Annotated in this window: 15 protein-coding genes and 1 tRNA gene; 11 read left to right on the forward strand and 5 right to left on the reverse strand. The window is 59.4% G+C overall.

Annotated elements, in window-relative coordinates:
• Positions 1-38 precede the first annotated feature (38 nt).
• Entirely contained in the window at positions 39-608 is a 570-nt protein-coding gene (locus tag AC244Q_RS21760; RefSeq protein ID WP_128407763.1) for a GNAT family N-acetyltransferase, read from the forward strand.
• 33 nt (positions 609-641) lie between these two features.
• On the opposite strand, the gene AC244Q_RS21765 is transcribed toward AC244Q_RS21760, so the two are convergent.
• Complete coding sequence (locus tag AC244Q_RS21765; protein WP_033181979.1) at positions 642-896, reverse strand: DUF2934 domain-containing protein; 255 nt, start codon at positions 894-896, stop codon at positions 642-644.
• A 201-nt stretch (positions 897-1097) separates the two neighbouring features.
• Here AC244Q_RS21765 and AC244Q_RS21770 point away from each other — a divergent pair, with 201 nt between their 5' ends.
• Complete coding sequence (locus AC244Q_RS21770; RefSeq protein ID WP_128407764.1) at positions 1098-2534, forward strand: DUF6880 family protein; 1437 nt, start codon at positions 1098-1100, stop codon at positions 2532-2534.
• A 34-nt stretch (positions 2535-2568) separates the two neighbouring features.
• Positions 2569-3129: a DsbA family protein gene (locus tag AC244Q_RS21775; protein ID WP_128407765.1), complete on the forward strand. Its 561-nt coding sequence runs from the start codon at positions 2569-2571 to the stop codon at positions 3127-3129.
• An 845-nt stretch (positions 3130-3974) separates the two neighbouring features.
• On the opposite strand, the gene AC244Q_RS21780 is transcribed toward AC244Q_RS21775, so the two are convergent.
• From AC244Q_RS21780 to AC244Q_RS21790, 3 genes are all read right to left on the reverse strand, one after another.
• On the reverse strand, positions 3975-5012 hold the full coding sequence (locus tag AC244Q_RS21780; RefSeq protein ID WP_128407766.1) for an RNA-directed DNA polymerase: 1038 nt from the start codon (positions 5010-5012) through the stop codon (positions 3975-3977).
• Positions 4958-5512: a hypothetical protein gene (locus AC244Q_RS21785; protein WP_128407767.1), complete on the reverse strand. Its 555-nt coding sequence runs from the start codon at positions 5510-5512 to the stop codon at positions 4958-4960. Before AC244Q_RS21785 ends, AC244Q_RS21780 begins: the two co-directional genes overlap by 55 nt.
• Before the next feature lie 178 nt (positions 5513-5690).
• Positions 5691-5780, reverse strand: a tRNA-Ser gene (locus AC244Q_RS21790).
• 303 nt (positions 5781-6083) lie between these two features.
• On the opposite strand from AC244Q_RS21790, the gene rplU reads away from it, so the two are divergent.
• The 4 genes from rplU (at position 6084) to AC244Q_RS21810 (ending at position 8072) form a co-directional block, all read left to right on the forward strand.
• Positions 6084-6401 (forward strand): 50S ribosomal protein L21, encoded by a 318-nt coding sequence (rplU, locus tag AC244Q_RS21795; protein WP_007632241.1) that lies wholly within the window; start codon positions 6084-6086, stop codon positions 6399-6401.
• 34 nt (positions 6402-6435) lie between these two features.
• On the forward strand, positions 6436-6705 hold the full coding sequence (gene rpmA / locus AC244Q_RS21800) for a 50S ribosomal protein L27 (protein ID WP_003543909.1): 270 nt from the start codon (positions 6436-6438) through the stop codon (positions 6703-6705).
• Between the two features lie 126 nt (positions 6706-6831).
• A complete protein-coding gene (locus AC244Q_RS21805; protein ID WP_128407768.1) occupies positions 6832-7488 on the forward strand; it encodes a GNAT family N-acetyltransferase in 657 nt (218 codons plus the stop codon).
• Positions 7485-8072, forward strand: coding sequence for a GNAT family N-acetyltransferase (locus AC244Q_RS21810; protein ID WP_033181983.1), 588 nt, complete (start codon positions 7485-7487; stop codon positions 8070-8072). The genes AC244Q_RS21805 and AC244Q_RS21810 overlap by 4 nt, the downstream gene beginning before the upstream one ends.
• Positions 8073-8164: 92 nt before the next feature.
• On the opposite strand, the gene AC244Q_RS21815 is transcribed toward AC244Q_RS21810, so the two are convergent.
• On the reverse strand, positions 8165-9031 hold the full coding sequence (locus AC244Q_RS21815) for an endonuclease/exonuclease/phosphatase family protein (protein ID WP_128407769.1): 867 nt from the start codon (positions 9029-9031) through the stop codon (positions 8165-8167).
• Between the two features lie 83 nt (positions 9032-9114).
• Between AC244Q_RS21815 and obgE the strand changes: the two genes are divergently transcribed.
• From obgE to AC244Q_RS21835, 4 genes are read left to right on the forward strand one after another with little or no spacing between them, the layout of a single operon-like run.
• On the forward strand, positions 9115-10203 hold the full coding sequence (gene obgE / locus AC244Q_RS21820; protein WP_128407770.1) for a GTPase ObgE: 1089 nt from the start codon (positions 9115-9117) through the stop codon (positions 10201-10203).
• Positions 10190-11359 carry a glutamate 5-kinase gene (gene proB / locus AC244Q_RS21825; protein WP_012759482.1) on the forward strand — a complete coding sequence of 390 codons (1170 nt, stop codon included), beginning with the start codon at positions 10190-10192 and terminating at the stop codon, positions 11357-11359. The genes obgE and proB overlap by 14 nt, the downstream gene beginning before the upstream one ends.
• Positions 11352-12635, forward strand: coding sequence for a glutamate-5-semialdehyde dehydrogenase (locus AC244Q_RS21830; RefSeq protein WP_012759483.1), 1284 nt, complete (start codon positions 11352-11354; stop codon positions 12633-12635). The genes proB and AC244Q_RS21830 overlap by 8 nt, the downstream gene beginning before the upstream one ends.
• Positions 12556-13290 (forward strand): nicotinate-nucleotide adenylyltransferase, encoded by a 735-nt coding sequence (locus AC244Q_RS21835; RefSeq protein ID WP_050563532.1) that lies wholly within the window; start codon positions 12556-12558, stop codon positions 13288-13290. Before AC244Q_RS21830 ends, AC244Q_RS21835 begins: the two co-directional genes overlap by 80 nt.
• Positions 13291-13409: the final 119 nt, after the last annotated feature.

Raw genomic sequence — 13409 nt, forward strand, 5'->3', positions numbered from 1 at the left:
CGCTTGCCGATCGTCCGCCCGAGCCATAATTTGCCCGGATGCCGGATCGCTTCACTTTCTTTCCCGCCACCGCCGCCCGCCTGACCGACATAGAAGCGGTCTTCGACGATTGCGCCGACGGCCGGAATTGTCGCTGCGCCTATTGGTATCTTCCGAATGCCGACTACAAGGCAGGATGGGGCGAAGGAAATCGCAACTGGTTCCTAAGCCTTGTCGCCGGACCGCGCCCGCCCGGCATTCTCGGCTATCATGAGAACGAGCCGGCCGGATGGTGCGGTGTCGCGCCGCGCATCGTTTTCGACCGGCTGCGCCGTTCAAAACCCTTTGCGCCGGTCGATGACAGGCCGGTCTGGTCGATCAATTGCTTCATCGTCCGCAAGCCGTTCCGGCGGCAGGGATTATCGCAACTATTGCTGAAAAATGCCGTCGAATTTGCGACGGCAAACGGCGCCGAATGTCTCGAGGCCTATCCCGTCGACCAAGCAGCCCGCGCTTCGAACGGAGCCGAGCTTTATCCGGGAACGCTCTCGATGTTTCTGGATGCCGGTTTCACCGAAGTGGCAAGACGCCTGCCGGCAAGACCGGTCGTTCGCCTGGAATGCCGCTGAATATTTCGGCAACCCAGTGATTGATAATATGGCTTAGCGGGCCGCCTTGATCTGCCGGTCGTTCTCCAAGGTGGGAGCCGCCTCGTCATAGACCCGCATCAGCCGCCCGGCTGCCTTCAGCTTCTCGATGAGATCGTTTCCATCGGGCGAGGCCTTCGTCAACTCCAGCTGCACGAACTCCCTCATCGCCTGCGCCCAATGGCTTTCCCCACGCCCATCCGGCCTGCCTTCCGATTCCCATAGTGAATAAGCGCGCTGGCTGACCCAGGCGTCTTTATTATGACTCATAATCAACCCCAGCGAGAAATTTGGAAGCAATATTTGACAAGCAACAAGGTGCCAAAACCGGCTTTAGGAGTCGTTACGAGGCAGCGTTAGTTTTTAGCTAATCCAATGTGCCCGAGGGATTATCCCGTGCACACATTCCGGGACCTTGGCCTCGTACCGCCTGCAGGGTAGGGTCACCCGTAGAAACGACAGCGATGACCGATGACAGCCAAGACGACACTCAATGCGAAGAATCTCGAATCCCTTGGTGCGCAGCGCCTTGCCGAACTGCTGATCGAGGTCAGCATGGGCAGTGCCGCCCACAAGCGGCGGCTTAGAATGGAGCTTGCCGGCAATCACGGCGGCGCCGAGGTGGCGCGTGAGGTGCGAAAGCGGCTTGCCAGCATTGCCCGCGCCCGCACCGTCATAAACTGGCGTAAAGTAAAAGCGCTGAAGAGCGATCTGGAAACGCAGCGCAAGACGATCGCAGAGACGGTTGCCGCCGATGATCCCCAGGAAGCTTTCGAACTGATATGGCAGTTCCTCGCATTGGCGAATCCGATCTTTGAAAGATCCAGTGACAGCAGCGATTCTCTCATCCAATGTTTTCATCAGGCTTGCGAGGATGCTGCCGCGATCGCCGCCTCCGCCAGGATCGACACCTATGTCCTGGCCGACAAGGTGTTCAAAGCCGTGCAAGACGATGGTTACGGCCAGTACGGCAACCTGATTGCGGCGATGGTGCCGGCCCTCGGCAAGGATGGTCTCGATTGCCTGAAAACCCTCTTCGTCCAATGGTCAAAGGAGCCGAAAGACAAGCCGGCTAATGACAAGCGCGAGATCATCGGCTGGGGCAGCGCGAGGCCCCTTTACGGAGATGAGATCTACGGCACTCAGCGAGATCTGACGGTGCGCATAGCCTTGCAGGAAATTGCCGACGCCCAGGGCGATGTTGATGCCTACATCGCTCAGCAACCCGAGAAAACGCGCAAGATGCCGATGATTGCGGCCGACATCGCCAATCGCCTGGTCTCGGCCGGCCGGGCGAAGGAAGCCCTTGAGGTGCTGAATGAGGTCGATGCGACAGGCCGGGCCGGCATGCCATTCGAATGGCAGCGCGCCCGCGTCGAGACGCTCGAGGCCCTGGGGCGACGAGAGGAGGCGCAGACCTATAGATGGACGTGCTTCGAGCAGTCGCTGCACGATCAGCATCTCCGCGCCTTCCTCAAGCGACTGCCGGACTTCGACGATCTTGAGGCCGAGGAGAAGGCATTCGCTTATGCCCAGGCTTTCCCGGAGGTCCACCAGGCGCTCACATTTTTCCTGAATTGGCCGGCACCCGCCGAGGCAGCGAAACTCGTGATGAGGCGGAAGGCGGAGCTGGATGGCAATCTCTATGAGCTGATGCCGCCGGCGGCCGAAGCTCTGGCGGAGAAACATCCGCTTGCGGCAACCATCCTCTTGCGCTCCATGATAGATTTCGCGCTCGATAGCGGCCGGTCCAGCCGCTATAAGCATGCTGCGAGGCATCTTGCGGACTGCGCATCGCTTGCGCCTCATATCAATGACTTCGGCGACACAAGACCCCATGACATCTATGTCGCGGAACTTGTGCGTCGGCACGGCAAGAAGCATGGCTTCTGGAGCCTGGTGACCTAAGTCGCTTCAGATATCTCACCTTCGGAGGAATTCCATGACGACCACTTCCTGGCATGCAGATCCGCTGACATGGGGCACTGGACCCCGCATCTTCGAAGCCTTTCTGGAGCCGACTTGCCCCTATTCGGTCAAAACGTTCAACAAGCTCGATGACCTGCTGAGCCAGGCCGGCGAAGACAAGATCACCGTGAAGATCCGCCTGCAGTCGCAACCTTGGCACATGTATTCGGGCGTCCTCGTCCGCTGCATCATCGCAGCCTCAACGTTGGAAGGCGGCAAGCAGACAGCAAAGAAGGTGATATCAGCCATCGCCGCCCATCGCGAGGAGTTCGAGTTTGAACGCCATGCCGGCGGCCCAAATATGGATGCGACGCCGAACCAGACCATCGAGCGCCTGGAAGGCTACAGCGGCGTCAAGCTGAAAGAGGCCTTCGCCACCCCGGATCTCGACCGGGAGATCAAGTGGCACTGCAAATATGCCCGGCAGAACGGCATCCACGTCTCGCCAACCTTCATGATCGACGGGCTGGTGCAGGCCGACATGAGCAGCGGCGATGAGGTTGGAGTCTGGGTGAGCAAGGTGAGGGGTAGTTGACGCGCCCGGCAGACCGTCCCACCGCGGAACAGGGCTTTGCGGAAAGAGGATAGCCGCAAACTTTTCGATCGCAATCCCCAGGATATTCACAGGTTATACATGCTTAACCACAGTAGGAAGGAGGATTCACAGCAGAATCCAAATTTGCTATGATTCGCGTTGCCAACGTCGAGTAAGCATTGGTTGCTCTAAGTGCGACACGGTGTAAATCTGCTAGCCGTAACCTCTTCTTGGCGGAAGAGTGTGCAATGTGAGGTTCCAGGCAGGCCTCACCACTTCGGGAAATGATTAGCACCCCCTTGCCAGGGGGTGCTCGTCTTTTGGAAGAGACAGCTCTGGACGGGTTTTTCGTTGAGCTTTTCTAGCGGTGGTCCGATACATCGTCTGAACCCACGCTTCTCCAGAATTGGCGGCTTTCAGCCCAACAAAAAACGGCTTTTCGGTTTCGGGCATCGTCCAGAAGACCGTGGTGCAGTTTCTGCGGTTTGGATCCTTGTAATAGAATCCGTGCCTGATCATCAGAAATAGGTGCTGAATTTCCTCCTGCCTGACCTCAGTGTGCTTGTTGGCGATATGATGAAATTCTTCTCGACCCAGGTATACGAGCCCGGGATTGACGCCTAGATAAGTCGCGACTGGACGCGGAAGCTCTCCCACATAAAGATGGGGTCGTCTTCGCATGGCTAAATCCATGAGATCGCTAAGTTCGATGGGCATATTTCAACAATGGAATCGATGCTGCGCGATAATACAACAAAGCAGATGATAATATCGAGTCCGCTTGACCGCTGACAGAATCGCGCGCAGTCGCCCTAGACAGAAGGTTGCAAGTTGCACCCGACCACTTAACGGCGTGCACGAGCCCAATCGGCAAATAATGGAGACAATGGAAAATTTAAGTTCAATCGGATGTTTCCAAGCCAGGTTCGATATTCTTCCGCTGGCAAGCAGGCTGCGGAAAATATGAACGCAGGCTGTAGCCACGGTGTTAGTTCGTGAATTCGGGCTTTTCGCTGACGAAAATAGTGGACCTCTCCCAACCGAGCCCGAATCTGAAAAAGTGCTCTTTGATCCAGAGTATCGCTCAATGTATCAAGCCTTCTAGCTTGAGCGGCGCTGATGGATATCACGCCACGAACGAATAACTCCAGCAACCACGCGCGCGTGACATGCAAATGCCGGATCGCCGGAGTCAAAATGAGGTCAACAATGGGCGCTTGCATATCCTGGAAGGAGATATCGCCTCCTGACGCTAGTTCCTCCATCAAAAGCACAAGCTCCTTCGCAAACGGCATCAGAATGGCGTAGTTCTCTCTGAGGAAATTTGCTGCGTTAGCATCTCTGGTCAACTTCATACACCGCAGGAGAACCCTTATCTTACCGAGATCCCAAAACTCCTTTTCTATTTCTGTATGTATCTCCCCAACCAAGTCGAGATTCACTAAGTCTTCTGGGGGGGAATCCCCTTCTTCTGCATCGTAGAGTGCATATAACAAACGCTCGGCCGCTGATGCGTCCGCTTGGCTGGCGTCTTCACCGCTAGAAAGCTCTAGCTGCTCGCGATATTGCTCGAATGGCATTACTCGCGTTTTAGCCGAAGATAACGAAAGCCCTTCGCTGGACCACAAGTTATCTGCAAGAAAAGCTAACGCGTTATAGGGGTCCTGATTTGGCTTAATAAATATCCTGAAATCGTCCACATAGCGCGTGAATTCATAGCCTTCCCCCAGCAGCGCACGATCGATATCTACGAGAGAGAGTTCAGCCAAAAGTCTCGTCGCGTTGCCTCCGACAGGAATACCGAAAGACTGCCTAACTCGAATATCCCTCAGAAAAGAGCGGATAAGCCGGGTCTCGGTGATGTCGCCAGCAGCATCCAGCAAACTATTCTCGAGGCGATGGTGATAAATTCGCTATAGAAATCGGCGATGTCGGCTTCGACCACATGCGTATACTGGCCTTCGCCGAACATGGCATGGCCATATTGATTCATCAGCCAGTTCCCAAACCTGCAGTTCGGCGCAAACATTGCAAATTCGTCGCTAGGTTCAAATTTATAGGAAAAGCCCGGCCTATCCAGTCCGCCCCGCGCTGCTTCGATCTGCGGTCCGATAGAAAAAGTCGCGGCCAGCAAGAATATTGCGTCGGTTGGGTAAAGCTGATGGGCCACACGAAATCCGTGACGGCTTTTCGGAACAAGCGAGTCTAGCGAACTGAGAGGTCTAAAGGTCGCAGTGTTCTCCGCAGCGAGAGCGTCGGCAATTTCCTCCTTCCTCTCTCGCAGAAAGTCGAATTCGAAGGGATAGGGAAAAATGTCTGTATCACCGTGCGCTGTAATGTGTTCGAGGCTCCAAAGCAGTGCCTCGCGGTCGAGATGCGGCATTTGAGGTTGCTCCAAGAAGTTGCCAATCTGTGGCACAGAGCGCCCTCGGTTGTAAACGATCAACACGGCAATTTGAGTGCTCGTGCCGGCAGTGTGCCCCCGCACGATTTCAGCAGTGACGGAAATTCTCAGAGAGGCCAGCGTTTTGCTGGAAAGCCCTAGGTCTGAAAGGATCCAATGGCGGAGAGGGTGGGATTTGAACCCACGATACCCTTGCAGGTATGCCGCATTTCGAGTGCGGTGCATTCGACCACTCTGCCACCTCTCCGCGGTCTGGTCGGCGCTTGTTCGGCGCGGGCGTTCTCATAACGGGCAAATGACAGGCTGGCAAGCCGAAAAGTCGAAGCATTCCATCCTTTTGCCTTGACACCTTTTTGTCACTCGCGTATCTCGGCTGCGCAATAGGTTTGGAGAAATCCGCGCCTTGGCAGTCCCGCGCTCGCGCAGGGCTTCACCGGCAGGAGGAGTTCGAGGATTAGACCTCTGAAATCCCTGCTTAACTTCGACTGATAAAAAGACAGCCACCTGCTGGTTAGCGGGGAGCGCTGGAACGAACATGAAAGGATAAAAAATGTTCGCAGTCATCAAGACCGGCGGTAAACAGTACCGTGTGGCAGCCAACGACGTGCTGACCATCGAAAAGCTGGAAGCCACCGCTGGCGACTCCATTGAATTCACCGAAGTGCTCGTGATCGGCGAAGGCGCCGACGCTGCGATCGGTGCGCCCTTCGTTACCGGCGCCTCTGTCAAGGCAGAAGTCGTCGAACAGAACCGCGGCAAGAAGGTCATCGCCTTCAAGAAGCGCCGCCGTCAGAATTCGAAGCGTACGCGCGGCCATCGTCAGCATCACACGGTCGTCCGTATCACGGACATCGTGGCTGCCAAGTAAGATCAACGAGACAAGGTTTTAAAGGAGAACTCCAATGGCACACAAAAAAGCTGGCGGTTCATCGCGCAACGGTCGCGATTCTCAGTCCAAGCGCCTTGGCGTGAAGAAGTTCGGCGGCGAAGCCGTCATCGCAGGCAACATCATCGTGCGTCAGCGCGGTACTGAGTGGCATCCGGGTTCCAACGTCGGCCTCGGCAAGGATCACACGATTTTTGCGCTTACCGCCGGCAATGTGAACTACCGAACCAAGGCCAACGGTCGCGTCTACGTGTCTGTCATGCCGAAAGCGGAAGCAGCGGAATAAGCCGGTAGCGCTCAAAAACAGCCGGCGTCTCATCGACCCGGCTGGCCGTATCAGGTTCAGTCTAGAAAACAGGGGAGATGGGGCGCCATCTCCCCTTTTTCTTTACCCCTCAAGGAGGACTGAACCATGCAAGGCGAATTGTTAAGGGTAGACCAATCACGGTCTCCCCAGGAAGACCAGCGGTCTTCCACGGAGCGGCTGAGGCCGGAACGGTTAAGGACCGATTGCCCTGTCTTGTTATCGGAAAGGCTCGTCATGCGCGCGCCCCACGAAGAAGACATCGACGCCCTTGCCCATCTCGCCAATAACGCCAAAGTCGCCACCATGGTATCGCGTATGCCGCACCCTTATACCGCCGATGATGCTGCTGACTTCGTGCGTCGCACGAAAAATGGCGAGATTGGCAAGTGCGTCTATGCGATCACCAAGGCCGAAAACGGCGCCTTTATCGGCTGCTGCGGTGTGGAGCCGCAGACAGACTGCAAGACCGTCGAGATCGGCTACTGGCTGGGCGAGCCCTATTGGAACAAGGGTTATACGACCGAGGCCTGCCATGCCCTGGTCGATATGGTGTTCAGAACCCGTCAGGACGTCGATCAGATCGATGCCCGTTGCCGGGTCATGAACGTCGCCTCGCGCCGCGTCATCCAGAAGTGCGGCTTTCAGTTCCAGGGTTCGGGGCTCGCAGCCTCGCTGGCGCTCGGCAGCAACGTGCCGGTCGAATGGTACAGGCTCGACCGCAAGACCTGGATGTCCCTCCGAAGCTGGGGGAACATCGCATGAGCACGACTGCGCTGCAAAGGCCGGAGGCCAGGCCGATGATGCCCGGCCCCGCGCCGGTTATCTCGACCGCCCGGCTGACGCTCCGCCCCCACAGGCTGAGCGATGCGCCTGCGATCGCGGAATCGCTCTCGGATTTCGCGGTCACGCGCATGTTGTCCCGCGTACCCGCGCCGTTCGACCGGCAGGATGCGCTGGACTGGCTGATCCCGGTCACCTCGGGCACCCTGCCCGACTGGCCGCTGGCGATCACCGATAAGGACGACGTCCATATCGGCAACGTCTCGATCGAGCTGCGCCACGGTCGCTGGCACCTCGGCTACTGGCTCAACCGCTATTACTGGCGGCGCGGCTATATGAGCGAGGCGGTGGCGGCGATCATCGAGCGCTTCTCGCGCCGCATGCCGGAGACGCCGGTTCATTCCGGCGTTTTCGCCGACAACCCGGCTTCGCTGCGACTGCAGGAGAAGCTCGGTTTCCGCATGACGGGCTGCGGCGAAATCTATTGTTTCGCCCGCAACACCATGGTGTCGCACATCGAAACCGTGCTGCAGCCGGGCATGCTGCAGCCGCGAAAGGTCGCCTGATAGAGCATGGTGCCGAAAAGTGTACGCGGTTTTCGGACAACATCATGCTCCAGAACTAGAAAGGAGACTTCGCCGTACTGGCGGCGTCTCCATCAAACGCCGATCTCGACCCATAGAGGGAAGTGATCGGAACCGACGGATTGCGTATCGATCCGGGCGGATTTCAACCGGCTCTGCAGGCCGCAACTGACGAAGCAATAATCGAGATGCATGCGTTTGCCGCGATCCTCAGGATCCATCCAGCTGTAGCTCCCCGGGCGATAGGCTTCGAGCGCCGCAAAGGCGTCCATCGGCGTGCCGATCCTGGCGACACGGCCATAATATCCGCCGCCAGCACCGGCAAACGCGCAATATTCCGGCGATTCCGGCTCCATGTTGAAATCACCCATGATGACATAATCCTCCGGCAGCGGCGGCTCCGGCAGATCAAATTCACCACCCCCGGTCAGCGACCCACCCTCCTGGACGAAGGCATTGATATGCGCGTTCAAAAATTGCAGCTGGCGGATGCGCTCGTCGGCGGAGACATGGTCGAGATGCACGGAGTAGACGCGGATCGCGCCGCCGGGTGCGGCGATCACCGCCTCGGTTGCGCCACGCTGCAGGTTGATCTTGCCGATCGTCCGGCTGCGCGGCAGAAGCAAAGTCCGGGTCGAGAGTATCGGCCAGTGCGACAGCACCATGTTACCGAACTGGAAACGGGTCCCGCGCACCGGCTGGAACCTGCCTTCGGCCGCGTCGACATGCATGTCGCAGGCCGGCCCATACACCCAGAAATAGTCGGGAAAGAAGGCTGCAACATCGGCTGCCATGTCGGCAAAACCGTTGCGCGAGAAGCCGCGAGTCACCTCCTGCAGCGCGATGACATCGGCTCCCTCGAGACTTCGGGCAATGCGCGCCAGATCGTATCTGCCGTCGAGACCGAAGCCGTACTGTATGTTATAGCTCGCAAAATTCACGATAATCTTTGACCTCCGTCGGAACCGCCTATATCGAATGGGCCAAGACGGCCGTCCAACTGCCACTGAATATTGGAAGTAAAATGAAATTTCTCGACGAAGCAAAGGTCTATATCAAGTCCGGGGACGGCGGCGGCGGCAGCGTTTCCTTCCGACGCGAGAAATTCATCGAGTTCGGCGGCCCTGACGGAGGCGACGGCGGACGCGGCGGCGACGTCTGGGTCGAGGCCGTCAACGGCCTCAACACGCTGATCGATTTTCGCTTTCAGCAGCATTTCAAGGCGACGATCGGCACCCATGGCATGGGCCGGAACCGCACAGGCGCCAACGGAAGCGACGTGACGCTGAAGGTTCCGGTCGGCACCCAGATCTTCGAGGAAGACCAGGAAACGCTGATCTGCGACCTGACTGTCGAAGGCCAGCGTTACTGTCTTGCCCATGGCGGCAATGGCGGCTTCGGCAACGCCCATTTCAAAACCTCGACCAACCAGGCGCCGGATTGGGCCAATCCCGGTCTGCCTGGCGAGGAAAAGACCATCTGGCTGCGCCTGAAGCTGATCGCCGATGCCGGCCTCGTCGGCATGCCGAATGCCGGCAAGTCGACCTTCCTGGCATCAGTCACCCGGGCCCGGCCGAAGATCGCCAACTATCCCTTCACGACGCTGCATCCCAATCTCGGCGTCGCCACCATCGACGAGCGCGAATTCATCCTTGCCGACATTCCGGGCCTGATTGAAGGCGCCCATGAAGGTGTCGGCATCGGCGACCGTTTCCTCGGCCATGTCGAGCGCACCCGCGTGCTGCTCCACCTCATCTCCGCCCAAGAGGAAAAGGTCGGCAAGGCGTATAAGACGGTCAAGCACGAGCTCGAAGCCTATGGAAACGATCTGACCGACAAGGCTGAAATCGTGGCACTGTCACAGATCGACGTGCTCGATGATGCCGAATTGAAGAAGAAGACCAAGGAATTGGCTAAAGCCTGCGGCAAGACGCCGTTCCAGATTTCGGCCGTCACCGGCAAGGGCATGACCGAGGTGCTGCGCGCACTCCGCGACATCATCGTCGAAGCCAATACCGAGGAGAAGCCGGCCAAGGTGCCGAAGCTGCGCCATCGCGACATGGTCGTCACCGATGAGGGCGAGGACAAGGACGAGGACGATGACCAGCCGTAAGCCGCTTGGCCGCTACCGCCGCATCGTCATCAAGATCGGCTCTGCGCTTCTGGTCGACCGCAAGGCCGGGCTGAAGAAAGCCTGGCTCGATGCCATGTGCGCCGATATCTCAGGCCTGAAGGCTAAAGGCATCGATGTGCTCGTCGTCTCCTCGGGGGCAATCGCGCTCGGCCGCTCGGTGCTCGACCTGCCCTCGGGCGCGCTGAAGCTGGAGGAAAGCCAGGCGGCCGCCGCCGTCGGCCAGATCGCGCTGGCTCGTGCCTGGTCGGAGAGCCTGTCACGCGACGAGATCGTCGCCGGTCAGATCCTGCTGACGCTCGGCGATACCGAGGAGCGCCGCCGCTATCTCAATGCGCGCGCCACCATCAATCAGCTTTTGAAGATCGGCGCCGTGCCGATCATCAATGAAAACGACACCGTCGCCACCAGCGAGATCCGCTATGGTGACAATGATCGCCTCGCCGCCCGCGTCGCGACGATGACCGGCGCCGATCTGCTCATCCTTCTCTCCGACATCGACGGCCTCTACACCGCGCCGCCGCATCTCGATCCGAACGCGACGTTCCTGGAAACGATTGCCGAAATCACCCCCGAGATCGAGGCGATGGCCGGCGGTGCGGCCTCCGAGCTTTCGCGCGGCGGCATGCGCACCAAGATCGATGCCGGCAAGATTGCGACGGCATCAGGCTGCGCCATGATCATCGCCTCCGGCAAGACCGACAATCCTCTGTCGGCAATCGAAAACGGCGCGCGTTCCTCGTGGTTCGCGCCGTCGGGCACACCCGTTACCGCCCGCAAGACCTGGATTGCCGGCCAGTTGCAGCCGGCCGGCGAACTGCATGTCGATGACGGCGCCGTCACAGCCCTCGGCGCCGGCAAGAGCCTGCTTCCCGCCGGCGTGCGCAGCGTTTCCGGCCTCTTCAGCCGCGGCGATACGGTGGCGGTCATCGGCCCGGCCGGCCGCGAGATCGCCCGCGGCCTTGTTAGCTACGATGCCGACGACGCCCGTCGGATTGCCGGCCGCAAGTCGGCGGAGATCGAGGCCATCCTCGGTTATGCCGGGCGCGCCGCCATGGTCCATCGCGACGACATGGTGATGACCGCGCAGATCGGTTCGAAATCGGAAAGGCAGAAGAAGGACGCGAGCTATGCTTGATACCGTTGCGCCAAGCCCTGACATTGATGTGCTGATGAACGACATCGGCCGCAAGGCAAAGGCTGCCGCGCGACCGCTGAGCTTTGCGTCCACTGAGGCGAAGAACAGCGCGCTGAATTCCATGGCCGATGCGATCCTAGCGAACAAGGCGCATATTCTTGCCGAGAACGCCAGGGACCTGAAGGATATCGAAGGCACCGAGACGCTCGCTTCCTTCGTCGACCGGCTGACGCTGAACGACAAGCGCGTCGCCGAGATGGCCGAGGGAATCCGCGCCATCGCCGCCCTTGCAGATCCGGTCGGCGAAGTCATCGCTGCCTGGGACCGGCCGAACGGGCTGAAAATCGAGCGCGTCCGCACCCCGCTCGGCGTCATCGGCGTGATCTTCGAAAGCCGCCCGAACGTCACCGCGGATGCCGGCGCCCTCTGCCTCAAGGCGGGCAATGCCGTCATCCTACGCTGCGGCTCGGACTCGCGCCGTTCATCGCAGGCTATCCATGCCTGCCTTGTCGAAGGATTGAAGGCGGCGGAACTTCCAGAGCATGCTATCCAGCTTGTGCCGGTCACCGACCGCGCTGCCGTCGGCGCTATGCTGCGCGGCCTCGACGGGGCGATCGACGTCATCGTGCCCCGCGGCGGCAAAAGCCTGGTTGCCCGCGTGCAGAGCGAGGCCCGCGTGCCTGTATTCGCCCATCTCGAAGGCCTTTGCCATATCTATGTCGATGCCTCGGCCGATATCGAGATGGCGAAGAGGATCATCGTCAATGCCAAGATGCGCCGCACCGGCATCTGCGGCGCAGCCGAAACCCTGCTTGTCGATGGCGCCGCGATCGGTACGCATTTGACGCCGCTGCTCGAGGTTCTGACGGAGGCCGGCTGCGAGATCCGCGCTTCGCCAACAGTGCTGAAGGTCGCACCGGGTTTGAAGCCCGCGACCGAGGAGGACTGGTCGACCGAATATCTCGACGCGATCATTTCAGTTGCCGTCGTCGACGGCATATCGGGCGCTATCGCCCATATCCAGACATATTCCTCGAACCACACCGAGGCCGTCATCGCCGAGGACCCCGACGTCGTGGCGCGTTTCTTCACCGAAGTCGATTCGGCGATCCTGCTCCACAATGCCTCGACACAGTTTGCCGATGGCGGCGAGTTCGGCATGGGTGCGGAAATCGGCATCGCCACCGGCAAGATGCATGCCCGTGGCCCCGTCGGCGTCGAACAGCTCACCTCTTTCAAATATCGGGTGCACGGTGCCGGACAGACGCGGCCCTGACGTGACGACCGAGCCTGACGTAGCGATCGAGAATGTGGACCGGCACTATCTCCGCATGCCGCACAGCGAGCGCGGCATGGTCGTCGGTCTGTTCGGCGGCTCGTTCAATCCGCCGCATCAGGGCCACGCGCTCGTCGCCGAAATCGCTCTCAAGCGGCTCGGCCTCGACCAGCTCTGGTGGATGGTCACCCCGGGCAATCCGCTAAAGAGCCGCAACCAGCTCGCACCACTCGCCGAGCGCCTCGCCGAAAGCGAACGTGTTGCCGCCGATCCCCGCATCAAGGTCACCGCCTTCGAACAGGCGTTCGGCACCAGCTACACCGCCAACACGCTTGCCCGCGTCAAGGCGCGTAATCCACATGTGCATTTCATCTGGATCATGGGCGCAGACAGCCTGCAGACCTTTCACAAATGGCAGAAATGGCAGGAAATTGCCCGCACCTTCCCGATCGCAGTGATCGATCGGCCGGGCGCGACGCTGTCCTTCCTGTCCTCGAAAATGGCCAGGACCTTCGATTTCGCCCGTGTCGACGAGGATGATGCCCGTGTTCTCTGGAAGAAACGTGCACCGGCCTGGACCTTCATCCACGGACCACGCTCCGGCCTGAGCTCGACGGCAATCCGCAACGGCTCGTCGCACGGCGACGTCGAATAGAGCGCCGCCGCCCAGCAAGACGCATGCGCCGGCCTGATTTCAGAAGATCCCGAAAACGAGAAAGCCCGACGGGGGAGGATCCGTCGGGCTTATAAACTCGATCGACAACTGGGAGGAGG

The sequence above is a fragment of the Rhizobium sp. CB2179 genome, assembly GCF_057653455.1.